At 60.6% G+C, this 19213-nt stretch carries 16 protein-coding genes, 1 tRNA gene and 1 riboswitch; of the genes, 5 read left to right on the forward strand and 12 right to left on the reverse strand.

Annotated elements, in window-relative coordinates; all coding sequences use genetic code 11:
- The first annotated feature begins 71 nt into the window (after positions 1-71).
- The 3 genes from ftsH (at position 72) to H8S34_RS11160 (ending at position 5833) form a co-directional block, all read left to right on the forward strand.
- Positions 72-2066, forward strand: coding sequence for an ATP-dependent zinc metalloprotease FtsH (gene ftsH / locus H8S34_RS11150; protein ID WP_207724963.1), 1995 nt, complete (start codon positions 72-74; stop codon positions 2064-2066).
- A 5-nt stretch (positions 2067-2071) separates the two neighbouring features.
- Positions 2072-2590, forward strand: coding sequence for an O-acetyl-ADP-ribose deacetylase (locus H8S34_RS11155; RefSeq protein ID WP_101690995.1), 519 nt, complete (start codon positions 2072-2074; stop codon positions 2588-2590).
- A 327-nt stretch (positions 2591-2917) separates the two neighbouring features.
- Positions 2918-5833, forward strand: coding sequence for an S-layer homology domain-containing protein (locus H8S34_RS11160; protein WP_186964012.1), 2916 nt, complete (start codon positions 2918-2920; stop codon positions 5831-5833).
- Positions 5834-5915: 82 nt separating this feature from the next.
- Here H8S34_RS11160 and H8S34_RS11165 read toward each other — a convergent pair whose 3' ends face one another.
- The 4 genes from H8S34_RS11165 to H8S34_RS11180 form a co-directional block, all read right to left on the reverse strand.
- The gene (locus H8S34_RS11165; protein ID WP_180956683.1) at positions 5916-6653 is read right to left on the reverse strand and encodes an amino acid ABC transporter ATP-binding protein; all 738 of its coding nucleotides are present in this window, start codon (positions 6651-6653) and stop codon (positions 5916-5918) included.
- Positions 6654-6660: 7 nt separating this feature from the next.
- Positions 6661-7536, reverse strand: coding sequence for an amino acid ABC transporter permease (locus H8S34_RS11170; protein ID WP_101690992.1), 876 nt, complete (start codon positions 7534-7536; stop codon positions 6661-6663).
- A 3-nt stretch (positions 7537-7539) separates the two neighbouring features.
- Positions 7540-8442 carry a transporter substrate-binding domain-containing protein gene (locus H8S34_RS11175; RefSeq protein ID WP_186964013.1) on the reverse strand — a complete coding sequence of 301 codons (903 nt, stop codon included), beginning with the start codon at positions 8440-8442 and terminating at the stop codon, positions 7540-7542.
- Positions 8443-8569: 127 nt separating this feature from the next.
- Positions 8570-8745, reverse strand: a riboswitch (Lysine riboswitch).
- A gap of 189 nt (positions 8746-8934) precedes the next feature.
- Entirely contained in the window at positions 8935-9540 is a 606-nt protein-coding gene (locus tag H8S34_RS11180) for a rubrerythrin family protein (RefSeq protein ID WP_186964014.1), read from the reverse strand.
- 146 nt (positions 9541-9686) lie between these two features.
- On the opposite strand from H8S34_RS11180, the gene H8S34_RS11185 reads away from it, so the two are divergent.
- A complete protein-coding gene (locus tag H8S34_RS11185) occupies positions 9687-10952 on the forward strand; it encodes a putative DNA modification/repair radical SAM protein (RefSeq protein WP_186964015.1) in 1266 nt (421 codons plus the stop codon).
- A gap of 18 nt (positions 10953-10970) precedes the next feature.
- Positions 10971-11774 (forward strand): TIGR03915 family putative DNA repair protein, encoded by an 804-nt coding sequence (locus H8S34_RS11190; protein WP_101690988.1) that lies wholly within the window; start codon positions 10971-10973, stop codon positions 11772-11774.
- A gap of 54 nt (positions 11775-11828) precedes the next feature.
- On the opposite strand, the gene H8S34_RS11195 is transcribed toward H8S34_RS11190, so the two are convergent.
- The 8 genes from H8S34_RS11195 to H8S34_RS11230 all read right to left on the reverse strand — a co-directional run bounded on the left by H8S34_RS11195 (position 11829) and on the right by H8S34_RS11230 (position 18827).
- Entirely contained in the window at positions 11829-12692 is an 864-nt protein-coding gene (locus tag H8S34_RS11195) for a zinc dependent phospholipase C family protein (protein ID WP_101690987.1), read from the reverse strand.
- Positions 12693-12898: 206 nt separating this feature from the next.
- On the reverse strand, positions 12899-13600 hold the full coding sequence (locus H8S34_RS11200; RefSeq protein ID WP_101690986.1) for an ABC transporter ATP-binding protein: 702 nt from the start codon (positions 13598-13600) through the stop codon (positions 12899-12901).
- Positions 13601-13604: 4 nt separating this feature from the next.
- Entirely contained in the window at positions 13605-14429 is an 825-nt protein-coding gene (locus H8S34_RS11205) for an ABC transporter ATP-binding protein (RefSeq protein ID WP_390453520.1), read from the reverse strand.
- A gap of 29 nt (positions 14430-14458) precedes the next feature.
- Positions 14459-15538, reverse strand: coding sequence for a branched-chain amino acid ABC transporter permease (locus H8S34_RS11210; RefSeq protein ID WP_101691092.1), 1080 nt, complete (start codon positions 15536-15538; stop codon positions 14459-14461).
- 10 nt (positions 15539-15548) lie between these two features.
- Positions 15549-16430, reverse strand: a complete 882-nt coding sequence (locus H8S34_RS11215) for a branched-chain amino acid ABC transporter permease (RefSeq protein WP_101691091.1) — start codon at positions 16428-16430, stop codon at positions 15549-15551.
- Positions 16431-16601: 171 nt separating this feature from the next.
- On the reverse strand, positions 16602-17807 hold the full coding sequence (locus H8S34_RS11220; protein ID WP_101690984.1) for an ABC transporter substrate-binding protein: 1206 nt from the start codon (positions 17805-17807) through the stop codon (positions 16602-16604).
- 122 nt (positions 17808-17929) lie between these two features.
- Positions 17930-18679: an elongation factor P 5-aminopentanone reductase gene (gene ymfI / locus H8S34_RS11225; protein WP_101690983.1), complete on the reverse strand. Its 750-nt coding sequence runs from the start codon at positions 18677-18679 to the stop codon at positions 17930-17932.
- A 72-nt stretch (positions 18680-18751) separates the two neighbouring features.
- Positions 18752-18827 (reverse strand) — tRNA-Val (locus H8S34_RS11230).
- Positions 18828-19213: the final 386 nt, after the last annotated feature.

A 19213-nucleotide genomic window follows, 5' to 3' on the forward strand; every position in this document is an offset into this window, starting at 1 on the left:
CAGCGTGGGGCCGGGCCACAGTCTAAGAGCGCGTTCCCCCGCGGGGGTGCGCCGGGGGGAGTGTCCGTTTTTTGAATAAGAGAGGAAGTCTGCGCGACATTGGCTTTTCCCTGCTGGTGGTCGCCATCCTGCTGATGAGCATCTTCACCCTTCAGGGCGTGAACAGCCAGCCCGAGCTGACCTATGGCGACATCCGGCAGCTGCTGGTCCAGCAGAAGGTCTCGTCGGTGGACGTGCAGGGCAATAAGCTCATCCTGACGCTGAAGGATCCATCCGAGTATGGCCGCAGTGTGATCACCCACAACCTGCCCAGCTTTGACACCTTCTATGAGGAATTTAACGATATGCTGATCAGCCAGCACGAGGCCGGACTGCTGACCTACAACTATACCGGCGCCTTCCAGAAGCCCTGGTGGTTTGACGTATTCTCCTGGGTGGCCATCTTTGCGGTGTTCGGTATCCTCTGGTATGTGATGTTCCTCCGCCAGAACAGCGCCGGCGGGGGCGGCGGGGCCGACCGCACCGCCCGCTTTGGCCGGGCCCGCACCCGTACCAACGACGACCAGACCAAGCCCGTCACCTTTTCCGATGTAGCCGGTGCCAAGGAGGAAAAGGGAGAGCTCCAGGAGATCGTGGAGTTCCTGCGGGACCCCAAGCGCTTTTTGAGCCTGGGTGCCCGTATCCCCAAGGGCGTGCTGCTGGTGGGCCCTCCGGGCACCGGTAAGACCCTGCTGGCCAAGGCCGTGGCCGGTGAGGCCGGGGTCCACTTCCTGTCCATCTCGGGCTCTGACTTTGTGGAGCTCTATGTGGGCGTGGGCGCCAGCCGGGTCCGTGACCTCTTTGACCAGGCCAAAAAGAACGCCCCCGCCATCGTCTTTATCGACGAGATCGACGCGGTGGGCCGCCAGCGCGGCGCGGGTCTGGGCGGCGGACACGATGAGCGGGAGCAGACCCTCAACCAGCTTCTGGTGGAGATGGACGGCTTCGGCTCCAACGAGGGCGTGGTGGTCCTGGCCGCCACCAACCGCCAGGACATCCTGGACCCCGCCCTTCTGCGTCCCGGCCGCTTTGACCGGCAGATCTATGTGGGCCCGCCCGACGCCAAGGGCCGGGAGGAAATCCTCAAGGTCCACGCCCGCAACAAGCCTCTGGCCGAGGATGTGGATCTGAGTGAGCTGGCCAAGGGCACCGGCGGCTTTACCGGTGCAGACCTGGAGAACCTGATGAACGAGGCCGCTCTTCTGGCCGCCCGGCGGCATGAGCGGTTCATCGCCATGCGGGACCTGCGGGAGGCTGTCATCAAGGTGGTGGCCGGTCCGGAGAAGAAGAGCCGCGTGGTCATTGAGCGGGAGCGCAACCTCACCGCCTATCACGAGGCCGGTCACGCCATCGTCATCCACGAGCTGGAGACCCAGGACCCCGTCCACCAGATCACCATTATCCCACGTGGCATGGCCGGCGGCATGACCATCTCCCTGCCCCAGGAGGATGTGTCCTTCCTCTCCCGGCAGGCCCTGGCTGAGCGGATCGCCGTGTGCCTGGGCGGACGCTGCGCCGAGCAGCTGGCCCTGGGTGACATTTCCACCGGCGCCGGCAACGACCTTCAGAAGGCCACCGCCATTGCCCGCAACATGGTCACCCGTTACGGCATGAGTGAGAAGCTGGGCAACGTGGTCTTTGACTCGGGCCACGACGAGGTCTTTATTGGCCGCTCCATGGCCCAGACCAAGAACTACTCGGAGGAAGTGGCCGCCCTCATCGATTCGGAGGTCAAGGCCCTCATCGACGCGGCCTATGCCCGCTGTGAGGAGATCCTGTCGGCCCATCGCAGCGAGCTGGACCGCACCGCCCAGTATCTGCTGGAGTATGAGAACATGGACGCCAAGACCTTTGAGATGGTCTTTACCGGAGAGGATCCCCTGCCTCCCCCCGCGGACAGCTCCTCCAGCGGCGTGGACGCAGGTCCCGACCTGCTGCCCGAGGTGACCGGAGCAAAGCCCCGCAAATCGGCCGAAGTTCCGGCTCCCCAGTCGGACGCCTCCGAGGAATCGGACGGAGAGGAGTGATTTCGGTGGCACGTATCACCACCCGCCTGGGCGACATCACAAAGGTAAAGGCAGACGCCATTGTCAACGCCGCCAACCGCACCCTTCTGGGGGGCGGCGGCGTTGACGGAGCCATCCATGCCGCTGCCGGCCCGGAGCTCCTGGCGGAATGCCGTACACTGGGCGGCTGTGAGACCGGTGAGGCCAAGATCACCCGTGGATACCGCCTCCCGGCCTCCTATGTCATCCACACCCCCGGTCCCATCTGGAAGGGTGGAACCAACGGAGAGGATGCCCTGCTGGCGGCCAGCTATCGCAATTCCCTGGCCCTGGCGGTTGCCCATGGCTGCCGTACGGTGGCCTTCCCCTCCATCTCCACCGGCGTCTACCGCTTCCCGCTGGAGCGGGCGGCCGCCATCGCGGTGAAAACCGTGCACGCTTTTCTGGAAGAACACCCCTCCTCTCTGGAAGAGGTCTGTTTTGTATGCTTCCATCCGGAGGTCAAAGAGGCCTATGACCGGGCGCTGGATTCCGCCTCCTTTTGACCCTCAAATCGCCCCTTCCGGTGAATTGCAGTCCTGCAAAATACAAGCACCCCCTGATGTAGTTTTTACCTACACAGGGGGTGCTTTTTTATAGTCTATTTTACCGATCCAGCGCTTTCTACTCATAGCTCCAGAGGTCACTTTATTCAAAATAGTAATAGCAAAAACGTGAATTATTGTATTTATAAAACAAGCTGTTCCTTAATTGACCGTCATACTTCCAAACGCTTATAATAGGTTTCCAGAACCAATCTACGAAATGGAGGCAGGACTGTGGATACATCTTATAAAAAAATCGTTCCTATTGTTACTTGTACGGCTCTGATTTTGGGACTAGCCGCACCGGCCGCCGCCGCGGAAGCAGATGCGCTCAGTGATGTGGTACCGGACCCTGTGCTTCGGGCCGTCATCAACCAGACCCTGAGTACCGAGGAGGCGCCCCGCGCGGACGACGCCCCCATTTCTGCGGAAGATATGAAACAATTGGTGGGCAGCGACGCCGCTGAAATCGACGCCGCAGAAGACGATGCACTCTTTGACCTGAAGGGCCTCTGCTCCGACAATTTGGATTACCTGGAACAAGACCCTGTCTCTCTCAACCCCAGTCACGGTATCCACAGCCTGGAGGGAATGCAATACGCCGTCAACCTGAAGAGCCTGGATCTGAGTGAAAACTCCATTACCGATCTGTCCCCCCTGGCCGGGCTGGAGAACCTGACCTATCTGGAGCTGGACCGAAATAACATCACCGATCTTGCGCCCCTCAGCGGACTCACGGGTCTGGAGCATCTGAATCTGTACAACAACCTCATCTACGACATTACGCCCCTCTCCACGCTGGATCAGATAAACTGGTTTGATCTCCACTACGCCAACCGAGGCGCGGCTCACCTTCCCATTGATGCTCTGGCCGGTATGACTGCCCTGGAGTATATCAGCATCGAGAGCAATGATCTGGTGAACGAGGATATGGCCGCCCTTGCCGGGCTGCAAAACCTAAACTATATCAAGCTCAACGCCAATCACATCACCGATCTCACCGCCATCTCCTCCTATCTGGACGGAATCATGGCAGGGGATGCCTGCCGCATTGAGGCCAACAACCAGTCCCTTCCCGACTGGGAGCCGGCAGTGGTCCAGGCTCAGCCTTCAGGCGGTGATGTAACCCTCACGGTGCCTGCTGTCACCGGCATCGACGCACTCTACCGGGAGCCCTCCGATTGGAGCATCTCCCCCGCCATAGAGGCCGAGATGGACCAGGCGGTGGAGGGTGTGAGTGTCGATTTTCAGACCGATGACGACGGGTATCCGATTCCTGACCAGGCAACCTTTACCTTTGAAAACCGCACCTATGGCAGCGCTCTGCGGGAGCAGGGAGATCTTTGTCTCACCTATGCGGTGACTGCCATGGACTTTGAGACTTTTACCGAAACACTTCCCTTTGTCTACACCCTCTATCTGCCGGTGGAGCTGCGGCAGGATCCGCTCTACCAGGCTGAACTGTCCTGGGAGGGCAATTCCTCCTTCTCCATCATTGATACCGCTGCCGGTGCAGAGGCCTCCACGCCCCTGACCATCCGCCTGAACGCCACTTCCGGTGACCCGGTGGAACTCTCCGAAGTCTCCTCCATCCAGTTCTTTGTCGCCGGAAAGGCCTATGATGCTCCCGTCGAGGGTCTAGAGGCACAGAACATCACCGTTGATGGCAACACCATCTCCTTCCAGGTGGCTTTGACCCAGGAAGCCCCTTTCTCCGGTGCACAGTATATTACCCCCGTGGTCGAGTATCTTCGTACCGGCAGTGACGCGCCCGAGACCATTCAGCGGGACACCCTTTCCTTCCACCTGTTTGCCGGCGATGCTTCGGCCTTCCAGGTGGATGATGTCATCCAGTTTGACTCCGGTACCGCAGAAAACGAAAGCATCACTTCCCGTCCGGTGCGCCTCTCCATTCCCGGAGAGACCATCTCCTTTGTGGACCTTCGGGATGAGTTTGAAAATATACTTGCTTCCGGCAAGAAGCAGGAGGATGGCTCCTACTGCTTTACCGTAAAACAGGAAGATCTTGCGCAGATCGATCACTTCTTGATCTCTGCCGACCAGTTCCTCTATCCGGAGGTCCGTGGTGAGCTGGTCACGCCCCCCTCCGGCGGCGGGTCCTCCAGTGGCTCCGGCGACAAAACTCAGATCACAACAAACCCAGACGGTTCCACCACAACCACTGTGACCAGCCCCGACGGTACTGTCACGGAAACCACCAAGAAGCCGGACGGCTCTAAGGAAGTGGTCGAGACCACCAAGGACGGCAAGGTCACCACCACAACCACCGACGCTGCCGGGACCAAGACTCAGGTCATTGTCCAGCCGGATGGCTCCAGCTCCACCACCGTAAAACATGCGGACGGTTCCTCCTCCGCTACATCCGTCCATGCGGATGGTATGGTAAAGAGCGAAGTGACACTCTCTGCCAAGGCCGTGGAGGCCCGGAATGAAGCTGTACCGCTCCCCATGCCCGCCCTGTCCGCGACCTCCGACCGGGAGCAGGCCCCTGCCGTTACCGTAAAGCTGCCCGGCAATGGCGCTGTCCCGGTGGAAATCCCGGTATCCAATGTCACGGCCGGTACCGTTGCTGTGCTGGTAAAATCCGACGGTACGGAGGAAATCATTAAGCGCAGCCTGACCACTGAGACCGGCGTAGCTGTGGCCCTCACCAATGGGGATACCGTCAAAATCGTAGAGAACAGCAAGCATTTTCTCGACGTAGACACCTCTTATTGGGGGGCTGACGCAGTCGCCTTTGCCTCCAGCCGGGAGCTCTTCTCCGGCACCGGTAAGGAGACCTTCTCCCCTGACGCCCCCATGGATCGGGCCATGATCGTCACCGTTCTGGCCCGTCTGGAGGGTATCGATACCTCCGCCGGAGCGACCTGGTATGAAGCCGGCGCCCAGTGGGCCACTGCAAATGGCATCTCCGATGGCTCCCATCTGGATGCAGTCCTCACCCGGGAGCAGCTGGCCGCAATGCTCTGGCGGTATGCAGGCAGCCCTGCCCCCCAGGGCGCCCTCTCCGGCTTCCGTGATTGCGAGGATGTCAGCGTCTGGGCATCCGACGCCATGTCTTGGGCGGTCGATGCCGGCCTGATCTCCGGTACGGATTCCAGCACACTGGCCCCTCAGGGCAAGGCCACGCGTGCACAGGTGGCCATGATGCTCATGCGCTTCGTCGAATATATGGCTCCGTAAAGTGCACTTAAATCCGAAAAAATCCCATAAAAAAAGAGAGACCGTTACAGAAATCTGTAACGGTCTCTTCTCATTCTTCTCTTTATTTTGCCATAAAGCGGGAGAGAAATTCCCGGGTGCGATCCTGCTTGGGATGGGCAAAGAGCTCCTGAGGCTCTCCCTCCTCGCAGATGACGCCGTCAGCCATGAACACCACATGGTTGCTCACGTCCCGGGCAAAGGCCATCTCGTGGGTGACCACCAGCATGGTCATACCCTCATCCGCCAGGTCCCGCATGACCGAGAGCACCTCGCCCACCATCTCCGGGTCCAGGGCGGAGGTGGGCTCGTCAAAGAGCAGGACCTCGGGCTCCATGGCCAGGGCACGGGCAATGGCCACACGCTGCTTCTGGCCGCCGGAAATCTGGCGGGGCTTGGCATGGACATAGGGATCCATGCCCACCTTCTTGAGGTACTTCATGGCGTTGGCCTTGGCCTCTTCCCGGCTCTTCTTGAGCACCTTGGTCTGGCCCACCATGCAGTTCTCCAGCACGGTCATATTGTTGAAAAGGTTAAAGGACTGGAACACCATGCCCACCTTGGTCCGGTAGGCGGGGGCGTTCACGCCCCGTCCGGTAATATCCTTTCCGTGGAAGAGGATCTCTCCGGCGCTGGGGGTCTCCAGCAGATTGATGCACCGCAGCAGGGTGGACTTACCCGAGCCGGAGGCGCCGATGATGCTGGTCACGTCACCGGGGCGGACCGTAAAGTCGATGTCCCGGAGCACCTGATGCTTTCCAAAGGCCTTGGAGAGGTGCTTGACCTCCAGAATGGCTTCCATACTCATATCAGCGATCCCCCCTGTTCCGTCCAAACTTGAGCTCCTGCTCAACGCGCTCCCGCTGCTCCTTGCTCCGCTCGTCAAAGGGGCTGCCCTTGGCGGGATGATTGTAGGTGCCTGCCGTCATGGTGAGGGAGTCGGTCTGCACCAGCTCATAGTTGTCCGAGCCGTCCAGGACCTTCTCCAACAGCCGCAGCAGGGCGGAGGCAATCAGGGTCATGGTGAGATAGGCGATCATCTCAATGGCAGCGGAGGGGAAGTACATCAGATTCACGCCGGTAATATACCGGTGGGCGGCAAAGAGCTCGGTAAATCCGATGATGAACATCACGGAGGTGTCCTTGATGTTGATGATGAAGTTGTTGCCGATCTGGGGCAGGATATTGCGGAAGGCCTGGGGCAGGATCACGTGAAGCATGGTCTGCACATGGGTCATGCCGATGGCCTTGGCGCCCTCGGTCTGGCCCGGGTCGATGGAGAGGATACCGCCCCGCACCGACTCGGCCATATAGGCGCCCGTGTTGATGGACACGATCAGGATGGCCGCGCTCCAGATGTTGTCAAAGCGCATGGTGTTATTGGAGAAATAGGGCAGGCCATAGTAGATGAACACCGACTGGAGCACCATGGGCGTGCCGCGGAATACCTCCACATATACCCGCACCAGGATGCGCACCAGCCGCAGCAGCACCCGCTTGGGCATGGGATCATGGGGACTGCACGGAATCGTATTGAGAATGCCGCAGGCCAGACCGATGACACAGCCGATCACCGTGGCGATGATGGCCAGGGCGAGGGTGTTGCCCAGGCCGCTCAGGTACTGTTTCCAATAGGCCCCCAGCAAAAGGGCCACATCCTGGCCCAGCTGCATAAAACGTTCCATATATTAAACCTCAGGCTGCACGGCGATGGCCTGGTCCATGATGGTGTTGAAGTCATCCTCGGTCATGGTGGAGAGCACGCTGTTCATCGCGTCCAGCAGCTCGGTGTTGCCCTTGGCCACGGACATGCCGATGTTCACGTTCTCGGCCCGCTCCTCCTCGCTGGCGAACTGGAAGTCGCCCTCGGTGCCGGCGAAGTTAAGGACCACCAGGTTCTCGTCCTTGGCCACGGCGCCGTTGGCGGTGGGCAGGTCGGTGACCACAAAGTCCACGGTGCCGGTCTGGAGCTGCATCACCATGGCGGGAGCGGTCTCCGCGGCGGGCTGGATCTGGGCGTCGGGGATCTGGGGCAGGCAGGTGTCATACCAAATGGTGCCGGTCTGAGCAGTGCCCTTGCCGCCGGCCAGATCGGCAATGCCCTGGGCGGAGGCGTAGGTGCTGTCCTTGGTGGTCAGGCACACGATCTGCGCATAGTAGTAGGGACCGGCCATATCCACCTGGGCCATCCGGTCGGCGGTCATGGACTGACCGGCGATGGCCACGTCAATGGTGCCGCTCTGGAGGGAGGGGGTCAGGGAGTCCCAGGCAGTGGAGACCACTTCCAGCTCCCAGCCGTTCTCCTCGCAGATCTTCTGGGCGATCATCACGTCATAGCCGTTGGCATAGCTGCCGGGGACGTTCTTGATGGGCACGGCGCCGTTGGAGTCGTCCATCTGGGTCCAGTTATAGGGAGCGTAGGCGCACTCCATACCCACGGTGAGGACACCGTCCTCCACACCGGAACCGGCAGCAGCGCTCACCGGAGCAGAGGCCTGGGGTGCAGAGGACTGGGTGGGGGTGCCGCCGCAGGCGGTCAGGGTCAGCGCCAGCGCGGCGCTCAGGGACAGGGCAGTGACAGTCTTTCTCATGTTTGGTTCCTCCAGTCAGTTTGTTTTGCGTCTTTTCCGGATAAGAAAAAACGCCACGAACCTTCCTGGTGGAAGCGTTCATGGCGACAAAATGCATCAGACGGCGAAACTTATGATGCCCTCTTGTCTCAACGATAGCGCTCCACACAGATGATGTGGCAGTCCGTGAGATCTTCTCCCTACGGCCCAGGTTACCGGCCCCCAGGCAAAGGTCCGGCCCTTCGGCGAAACGCCCTTTCTCCGGCGGGGTGCTCTGCCCGTGGATACCGGATACTCTTGCTGTTTCGCGCCTCTATCCTTGCAGCGGGGTTACCCCGCGACAATTGGTTCTTGGGCTGTATTTTACACCCCGAAATTGTCTCTGTCAAGCCCCTCTTTTTCTCTTTTTTGCCCCCATTTCTCCATAATTCGGTATTTATTGGTATGTTTTTGGGAAAGTGTCCCGTTCCTTTGTCACTTTAACGCATAACACTCCTGTTCTGTATCGGTTTTTTAGATATGTTGTCCATCCACAGCGGACGGTCCGTGCTCCCGGCGGCAGAAATATCCCTGGGGCCGGGAACACACGGGACATCGGGCCGGGGCCCCCCGGCTCCACAGGACATGGCCGCACTCCAGACAGACCCACTCTACCGGTTCCTCTGCCACAAAGAGGCATCCGTCCTCCAGCGCCTGGGCCAGACGGTCAAAGGTCTCCCCGTGGAGGCCCTCCGCCCCCGCCACGGCGGCAAAGAGGGCCCCCGCCTCCGGACAGCCCTCCCTCCGGGCCGCCTCGGCCCACCGGGTATAGGGGCGCTGAAATTCCTCCCGCTCACTCTGCCCCGCCTCCCGGAGCATAGCCGAAATCCCCCCGCCTCCACTTACAGCACAGCAGCCCTCCAGCGGCAGGATCTGCCCGGCACAGGGGGCCAGGAGACGGTAAAAGGCCCTGGCATGGACCTCCTCCTGGGCGGCTGCAGCGGCAAAGCTCCGCCGTACCACCTCCAGACCTCCCTGCTCGGCCTGAAGGGCGGCAAAGGCATAGCGGCTGTGGGCCTGACTCTCCATAAAAAAGGCCTGCATCAGATGATGCCTGGTCTCACTGTCTGTCCATTCCATGGTAATCACTCCTTGTTTTAGGCTGCCTCCAGTATCCCCCTTGCCTCCACCCCTTATACCCCCATGCACACCATGTTTTTCCATTGACAAAACATCTGTTCGATGCTAATATGTTCGTACATCAGTTCTATTTTGGAGGGATTCCTGTGGAGCTTATGGACAAACTGACCATCCTGGCCGATGCGGCCAAATATGACGCCGCCTGCACCTCCAGCGGGCTGAGCCGGGGCGGCCGCCCCGGGAAGCTGGGCAGTACCATGGCGTCGGGCTGCTGTCACTCTTTTTCGGCGGACGGACGGTGTATCTCCCTGCTCAAGGTGCTCCTGACCAATGTCTGCGCCTACGACTGTCAATACTGCGTGAACCGCCGCTCCAACGACGTGCCCCGGGCCTCCTTTACGCCCCGGGAGCTGTGCGAGCTCACCATAGGCTTTTACCGGCGCAACTACATTGAGGGGCTCTTTCTCTCCTCGGCCGTGCTCCGGGATGCGGACTATACCACCGAGCGCATGATCGAGACCCTTACCCTGCTGCGGCGGGAGTACGGCTTTGGCGGATATATCCATGCAAAGGCCATTCCGGGGGCCGACCCTCTGCTCACCCACCGGCTGGGCCTGCTCTCCGACCGGCTCAGTGTGAACATTGAGCTTCCCTCTGAGCAGAGTCTGGCCCTTTTGGCCCCGGACAAGGCCAAGACGGCCATCCTCTCCCCCATGGCCCAGATCCGGGATTCCATCGCCCACTCCCGCCAGGAGCTGACGCAGTACCGGGGTGCGCCCCGGTTTGCCCCGGCCGGCCAGTCCACTCAGATGATCATCGGCGCCACCCCGGAGAGCGACCGGCACATCCTCTCCCTCACTCAGGGGCTGTACGACCGCTATCAGCTCAAGCGGGTCTTTTACTCGGCCTATATGCCTGTGTCCAACAGCCGCCTTCTCCCCGCTCCCCAGAGCTTTCGCCCGCCCCTGCTGCGGGAACACCGGCTCTACCAGGCCGACTGGCTGCTGCGCTTCTATCACTTCCGGGCGGAGGAGCTGCTGGACGAGTCTCATCCTAATCTGGACCCCAGAGTGGACCCCAAGTGTACCTGGGCCCTGCGGCACATGGACTTTTTTCCGGTGGAGGTCCGCACCGCCGACTATGAGGCCCTCCTCCGGGTGCCCGGAGTGGGCGTGAAGAGCGCCCGGCGGATCCTGACCGCCCGGCGGGCAGGCCCCCTCTCCTTTGAAGGCCTGAAGCGGCTGGGCGTAGTGCTGAAGCGGGCCCAGTATTTCCTCACCTGCGGGGGAAAGATGCTGGACGGACTGCGGGTGCGGCCCGACCGGATCCTGGGCCATCTGGCCGCCCAGGAGCGCCCGATGCTGCTCCAGACCATGCCGGAGCAGCTCTCCCTCTTCGACCCTGTCACGTGATCTCTGGAGGTGTATGTCATGTCCTGGACTCAGGTATCCTATACCTATGACGGCAGCTTTTCCGGCTTCCTGACCTGTGTCTATGAGAGCTACCGCCACAAGGAGGCCCCCGCCGCCTTCTCCACACCGGAGGACCCCCGGATCTCCCTCTATCCCGAACGGCCGGTGAAGAGCGATCCGGCCAAGGCCCGACAGGTCTATCTCTCCCTGGCCCGGAAAATCTCTCCCTCCGCCCGGGAGCTGGTCACCCTGGGCTTTCTCACCTGCACGGAGGAACGGGAGCTGCTGCTGTGGAACTACATCTGGTACGGCTATGCCCGGGGACGGGCCGCCGGGTACGATTTGAGCGATCCCCGGGTGGCCGCGCTGGAAAAGGCGGTGCGCCATCTGCGCAACGAGGTGCACCTGTTCAAGGGCTTCCTCCGCTTCTCCGATCTGGACGGCGTCCTGGCCGGGGAGATCGAGCCCAAAAACCGGGTGCTCCCCCTTCTGCGCCCCCACTTCTGCGCCCGGTATCCGGACGAGGATTTCCTCATCTACGACCGTACCCACCGGGAGGCCCTCTTTCACCAGAAGGGCAGCTGGGCCATCCTGCCCCTGGAGCAGTTCACCCTGGGGGAGGCCAAAGAGGAAGAGCGGGGCTACCGGGCCCTCTGGCGGCGGTTCTATACGACGATCTCCATTGAGGGACGGGAAAATCCCCGCTGCCGTATGAGCCATATGCCCAAGCGTTACTGGAATACCATGACGGAATTCCAGGAGGATGAGCCCGTTCCCGCCGGCCGACCGGTCTCACCCCCTCCCCTTTCCCTTCCCACCTGAATCGAAAAAACAACGCCGCAGCACTTTTAAGGGTGCTGCGGCGTTGTCCGCGTGTTAGGACGGGGATTGCTCCTCCCCTTTGAAATTACCGTTAAAATCCCGGTGGAACCAGGGGGAGAGCCGCCCCCCATTCCGGACATACCGCCGGAATTCCAGCCATTTCTCCGCGGCGGTTTCACTCTCGCCCTGCAAAATATCGATCAGTGCGCGGCAGAAGGTCTCCCGCTCCGGCAGATAGGAGGACGGGAGAATCACCCCCTCCAGACTCCGGCAGGCCGGGAGGAGCGCCACCATCCGGTTGGCCGTCACTCCCAGACGGGTCCCATGTCCCCGGGCAAAGATAAGGCTGTCCCGCCGCATGGCGGCATAGCCTCGGCGCACCTCGGCGGCTCCCGCCCACAGATAGGCCCGCTCCGCCGCGGCAAATACCGCCTCCTCCCGAATGGGGGGAAGATAGACCTGTCCCCGGGCAGGCAGTCCCCGGTTCTCCATCAGACTGCGGTCCAACTCGGCCTCCACTGCCAGGTGAGCCACCGTCCCCTCCGCCGCCCGGGCATTCACATAGGGGTGACAGGCGGCATCCAGCGCGAAATGACACAGGAACCCGGCGGCATATCCCTCCGCCTCGGGTATGCCGCTCCCCAGTGCCCGGGCCAGGCGGGCAAACACCGGGGCCGCGCTCTCGTGGTGCATCTCCAGGCCCTCCCGGCGGGCTGCGTTGGGCAGCACAGGTCGGTAAAAAAACAGCGGGTCGGGTCCCAGGCACCCCAGATTAAAGGCCTCCCGCTGTGCCCGAATGGGCGCGGCAGCCTCTTCCGGCAGCTGTTTGAGCATTTTCGCTCCAAAAAGCAGGTGTGCAAAATAATTGGGCATGGAACATCCGTCCTTCCAGACTGGCTTCTCTCTGTTTTTTAGCATAGCACAATCTCTTCCGCCGGGAAAGTGGAAATCTCCACCCGTTTATGCCGGTGGATCGGGTTCTTTTTGGTTGGTTAGCCCTAGGATATCGTCCATATCCCATGTGTCATTCCCACTTGGCCGAAAGAGCCATGAAAATATGCGGCGAATTGTCAAGAAGACAATTCGCCGCACGTTTTTCTTTATAAAAGAAGAGTACGCTGTCTTTAGCCGCCCAGGTACGCCTTCTTGACCGCCTCATCCTCCAGCAGCTGCTCACCGGTACCGGTGGCGACTACCTTTCCGGTCTCCAGCACATAGCCGCGGTGGGCGATGGAGAGGGCCATCTGCGCATTCTGCTCCACCAGCAGGATGGTGGTGCCCGCCCGGTTGAGCTCCTGGATGATGTCAAAGATCTGCTCCACCAGGATGGGGGCCAGGCCCATGGAGGGCTCATCCAGCATGAGGAGCTTGGGCTTGGACATCATGGCCCGGCCCATGGCCAGCATCTGCTGCTCGCCGCCGGAGAGGGTCCCCGCCACCTGCTTGCGCCGCTCCTTCAGCCGGGGGAAGCGCTGGTAGATATCGGCGATCCCGTCGGCAATCTCGCTGTTGGGACGGGTATAGGCACCCATCTCCAGATTCTCCTCCACGCTCATCTGGAGGAATACCCGGCGTCCCTCCGGCACATGGGCCAGACCCAGAGAGACCACCTTGTGGGGCGGAATGCCCGCCAGGCTCTTCCCCATGAACTCAATGGAGCCGGTGTGGGAGTGGAGCAGGCCGGACACCGTCTGAAGGGTGGTGGACTTGCCTGCGCCGTTGGCTCCGATGAGGGTGACGATCTCGCCGTCGTTGACCTCAAAGGACACATTCTTGATGGCGTGGATGGCGCCATAATAGACATTGATGTTCTCTACCTTCAGCATGGCGTCATCCCTCCTTCTTCTGGCTGCCCAGATAGGCCTCAATGACCCTGGGATTGTTCTGGATCTCCTCCGGGGTACCCTTGGCGATGACCTGCCCGAAGTTGAGCACACAGATGCCCTCGCAGATACCCATGACCAGGTTCATATCGTGCTCGATAAGCATGATGGCGATCTGGAAGGTATCCCGGATCTTGAGGATATTCTCCATCAGGTCGGCCGTCTCAGAGGGGTTCATGCCCGCCGCCGGCTCGTCCAGGAGCAGCAGGCTGGGATTGGTGGCCAGGGCCCGGACAATCTCCAGCCGGCGCTGGGCGCCATAGGGCAGGGAGCCCGCCTGGTGGTTGGCCAGACCCTCCATATCAAAGAGGTGGAGGAGCTCCATGGCGCTCTCATGGGCCAGCTTCTCCTTCTTCCAGTAGCCCGGCATACGGAACACGCCGCTCCACATGGGATAGCGGATCTGGTTGTGCAGGCCGATCTTTACATTGTCCTCCACGCTCAGCTTGTCGAAGAGGCGGATGTTCTGGAAGGTACGGGCGATGCCCGCACGGTTGACCTGGACGGTGTTCATGCCATGGGTGTCCTTGCCATCGATGAGGATGGTGCCACGGGTGGGCTGGTACACCTTGGTCAACAGGTTAAAGACGGTGGTCTTGCCCGCACCGTTGGGGCCGATGAGTCCGGCGATCTCGGTCCGGCCCACCGTGAGATTGAAGTCATTGACGGCGGTCAGTCCGCCGAAATCGATGCCCAGATGGCTGCACTCCAGGATGGGGGCCTTATCGACGTCCCGCTCCGGCACGATGGAGTGGCTGGGCACAGGCACCATCTTGGTGGCCTGTCGCTTTTCCAGTCGGCTCATTTCGCCGCCCCCTTTCTGCTCATCTTACCATCCTCCTGCGCTCCATGCAGCTTCTCAGCAAAGAACTGGCGGATCGTGGCGTTGTTGGTGGCGATCATTACCAGGATGAGGACCACCGCGTAGATGAGCATCCGGTACTCGCCCACCGCACGGAGCATCTCGGGCAGCACGGTGAGCACTGCGGCGGCAATGATGGAGCCGCGGATGTTGCCCATACCGCCCAGGACCACAAAGACCAGCACCAGGATGGAGGTATTGAAGTCAAATTTCTTGGCGGCGATGGAGCCGTAATTCATGGCGTACAGAGCGCCGGCCGCACCCGCCAGCACCGCGGAGGTGACAAAGGCCATGAGCTTATACTTGGTGGCGCCGATGCCCACGCTCTCGGCGGCGATGCGGTTGTCCCGCAGGGCCATAATGGCCCGGCCCGCCCGGCTGTGAATCAGGTTGAGCACCACCACCAGGGAGACGATGACCAGCAGGAAGCCAGCAGTGAAGGTGGCAAGTTTGGCGTATCCGGTGGCTCCCATGGGCCCCTTGATGACCGCCGTGCCTCCCTCGGCCAGGTTGAGGGCCATCTCACTGGTGACCGAGAAATGCAGGCCGTTCCCGTCCACGCCGATGTAGAGGCAGTTGATGATATTTTTGATGATCTCGCCGAAGGCCAGGGTCACGATGGCCAGATAGTCGCCCCGCAGACGGAGCACCGGCACGCCCACGATGATTCCGGCGATCCCCGCAAACACCGCGCCGATGAGCATGCACACAAAGAGGCGGGCGGGGCCCAGGGGGATGAGGTCCTGAAGGGCCACCGAGGCCACTACGCCGGAGAAGGCACCCACGCTCATAAAGCCGGCGTGGCCCAGGCTCAGTTCGCCCGAGACGCCCACCACCAGGTTCAGGGAAACCGCCATGACCACATAGCAGCAGATGGGGACCAGCTGTCCCTTGAGGGAGCTGGAAAGGCCGCCGCCGGCCTGAATAAACTGGACCACCAGGAAGGCGATCACCACGATACCATAGGTGATCAGATTGTCCAGCAGTCTTTTGTTCTTGCGCGCAGAGAGTTGTTTCATGGCGTCCACCTCAAACTTTCTCGCTGATCTTCTTGCCCAGCAGACCGGTGGGCTTGACCAGAAGCACCACGATAAGCACGGCAAAGACCACCGCGTCGGAGAGCTGAGTGGAGATATAGGCCTTACCGAAGATCTCAATGACCCCCAGCAGAATGCCGCCCAGCAGGGCGCCCGGGATGGAGCCGATCCCGCCGAACACGGCGGCGGTAAAGGCCTTGATGCCGGGCATGGAGCCGGTGGTGGGCATCAGGGTGGGATAGGTGGAGCAGAGCAGTACGCCTGCAATGGCCGCCAGGGCGGAGCCGATGGCAAAGGTCATGGAGATGGTGAAATTCACATCGATCCCCATGAGCTGGGCCGCCCCCTTATCCTCCGAGCAGGCCCGCATGGCCTTGCCCAGCTTGGTGTTGCCGGTGAAAGCCGTAAGGGCGATCATGATGATCACGCAGGCCAGCACGGTGACCAGCGTCACATAGGACACCGAGATCTGACCGCCCAGGAGAGAGACACTGCCCGTGGGCACCACGGAGCGGAAGGATTTCGGATCGGAGCCCCAGAGCTGGAGGGCCATATTCTGTAAAAAGTAGCTCACGCCGATGGCGGTGATGAGCACCGCCAGAGAGGGCGCCTGGCGCAGCGGTTTATAGGCCAGGCGCTCAATGACCACGCCCAGGACCGTACATACCACCATTGCCAGCAGGACCCCCACCACCGGCGGCAATCCAAAGGAGCCAGTGGCAAAGAAGCAAACATACGCGCCCACCATGATGACGTCACCATGGGCAAAGTTGAGCATCTTGGCGATGCCGTAGACCATGGTGTAGCCCAGGGCAATAATGGCGTAGATACTGCCCAGGCTGATGCCGTTGATCAGGTTGTTGAGGAACCCCAGTAACATACCACACACCTCAATATCTTAGGTCTCCTTATCCAGGGGAAAATGCCGCGGCGCCGGGACAGTGTCCACGGCGCTTTCCCCCCGATAAGGGAGGAGGGCTGCCGGGCGCTCCGGCAGCCCTCCCTTACTTATTCTTCCGTTTGGAAGCTGCTGATCTGGTCTGGATTACTCCATGGTGACGTACTTGGCATCCTCGACCTTGACCACAACGGGAGCCTTGGAGACTTCGCCGTTGGTACCCCAGGTCATGCCGGCGCCGGTCAGGCCGTCCACGCTGAAGTCAGAGGCGGTAAAGGTGCTGATGAGCGCCTCACACACGTCCTCGTGGCTCATATCGGCAGTGACACCGGCCTTCTCACAGGCGGCGGCGATGGCGTAGATGCAGTCATAGCCGTCGGCGGCAAACTGGTTGGGAGTGGAACCGTACTTCTCCTCGTAGGACTTGGTGAAGTTGGCGCTCAAATCGTCGGTGCCCCAGGGGTTGAAGGCGGTCATGAGGACCAGGCCGTCGGCCAGAGAGGTGTCAAAGCCCTCCACAGCCAGGATACCGTCCATACCGTCGCAGCCGAAGAAGGTGGGAGCATAGCCCATGTTCTTGGCCTGGTTCAGGATCAGAGAGGCGGGCGTGTAGTAGATGGGCATGAACACCAGGTCGGCCCCGTTGCTCTGGGCATCGCCCAGCTGCACGGAGAAGTCGGTGTTGTCATCCGAGGGGAAGGTGGTCTCAGAAACCACTTCCAGGCCCTTGGCCTCGGCCTCGGCACGGAAAGCGGTGGCAATACCGGTGGAGTAGGCGTCGCCGTTGTTGTAGATGATGGCGATCTTGCTGCCCAGCTCCGGATGCTCAGCGATGTAGTCGGCAGCGGTGGAGCCCTGGTTGGGGTCAGTGAAGCAGATCTGGAACGCGTTATCCTTGCCGCTGGTCACGTCGGTGGAGGAGGCGGAAGGAGTCAGCTGGAAGTAGCGGTCAGCATAGGTGGAGCTGGCCACAGCCACACAGGGGTTGGTGGTGGTGCATCCATAGAGGACCTGCATGCCCCAGTCCTGGAGCACGTTATAGGCGTTGGTGGCCTTCTCAGCGTCGTTCTCATCGTCCTGGAAGTTGAGCTCGAACTGGAGGCCGCCCTTGGCATTGATCTCATCCACCGCCAGCTGGGCACCCTGCTGGGTAGCCACGCCGTACACGGCAGCCGAGCCGGTCAGAGGGCCGATGCCGCCGATCTTGATGGTAGCAGCGGAAGAGCCGCCGGAAGGAGCATCCGAGCTGCCGGGAGCCGGAGTATTCGCCGTTTCAGAGCCGCCGCAGCCGGCCAGGAGCGAGACCGTCAGAGCAGCGGTCGCAGCAAGAGACAAAACACGCATCTGTTTCATAATCATGTACCCTCCTTATAGGTTGTTGACATTATACGCTCAGCACACTAAATTGTCAACTTGTCATTTTGCTCAATACATCCGCCTACAATGTCTCTACACTATGGACATATCGCACAACCTTAAATCAAAATACCGCCGTTGGGGCTGAGAATCTGGCCGGTGATAAAGCGGGCTCCCTCCGATGTGAGGAAAAAGACGCTCTCGGCCACATCCTCCGGCCGGCCGATGCTCTCCAGGGGGGTCTCCTGCCGCAGAGCCTCCAGATCCTCCGGTGTGAGATTGGCGTTCATCTCGGTGTCGATGACCCCGGGAGCCACGCAGTTTACAGTGATTCCAGAGGGTCCAACTTCCTTGGAAAGTGCCTTGGTAAGGCCAATAACGGCCGCTTTTGTGGCTGAATAGGCCACTTCACAGGAACCTCCCGTAAGCCCCCACATGGAGGACATGGTCACGATTTTTCCCGCCTTCCGGTGGATAAAATGGGGCAGTACCGCCCGGCAACAGTAGAAGGTCCCGTCCACGTTGGTGCGGAAGAGTGTCCGCCAGTCTCCATCGCTGATGTCCGTGAACAGCTGTTGGCGGGCAATCCCGGCATTGCATACCAGAATGTCAAGTTGACAAAATTTATCCAACACATTGTCAACCATGCGTGCCACCTGCTCGGAATCGCCCACGTCGGCCTGTACCGCGATGGCCGTACCCCCCGCGGCCCGGATCTCCTCCACCAGCGCCTCGGCCGCCGCCTGGGCGTGGTGGTAATTGATCGCCACCCGGTCCCCCGCGGCGGCAAACCGTCGGGCGCAGGCCGCCCCGATCCCGCGGCTCCCCCCGGTAATGAGGACGGCGCGTCCTGTGGATGTCTCGTTCATATCCCTTTCCTCCCCGCTTCTCCGGTGTGATGATAACAAAAAACCCCTGGAACAAATCGTTCCAGGGGATGTTGGTGGACGATACAGGACTTGAACCTGTGACCTCCCGCACGTCAAGCGGATGCTCTACCAGCTGAGCTAATCGTCCGAACAGCGTAGTTTATTATAGACCATACATCTTTTTTTGTCAATACCTTTTTTACTTTTTTCTGATAGAAATGGAATGGGGAGGACGGCCGGTCGGCCGTCCTCCCCATTCCATGAGAAAAAGAGAGAGAAAATGAAAAGAATCTGTATCCAAAACACGGAAGATTCCGTGGAATTGTTTGTCTGCTCCCGCAGTCTGGAGCAGTGGTGGTTGGGTATTCCCTGACTGCATCTATAGGATACCACTCCTCCCGCGGAGAATGTTGAACGATCTTTGGCAGAATTTTAAATGTTCTGTAAACTGCCCTTCTCCCTGTCCACACAAAAAACCCCGTCCATTTGGACGGGGTTCTTTGCTTGAAAAGAGAGAGAGAGAGGAGGTACACA

Source organism: Pseudoflavonifractor hominis (assembly GCF_014288125.1).
GTDB classification, from domain to species: domain Bacteria; phylum Bacillota; class Clostridia; order Oscillospirales; family Oscillospiraceae; genus Pseudoflavonifractor_A; species Pseudoflavonifractor_A gallinarum.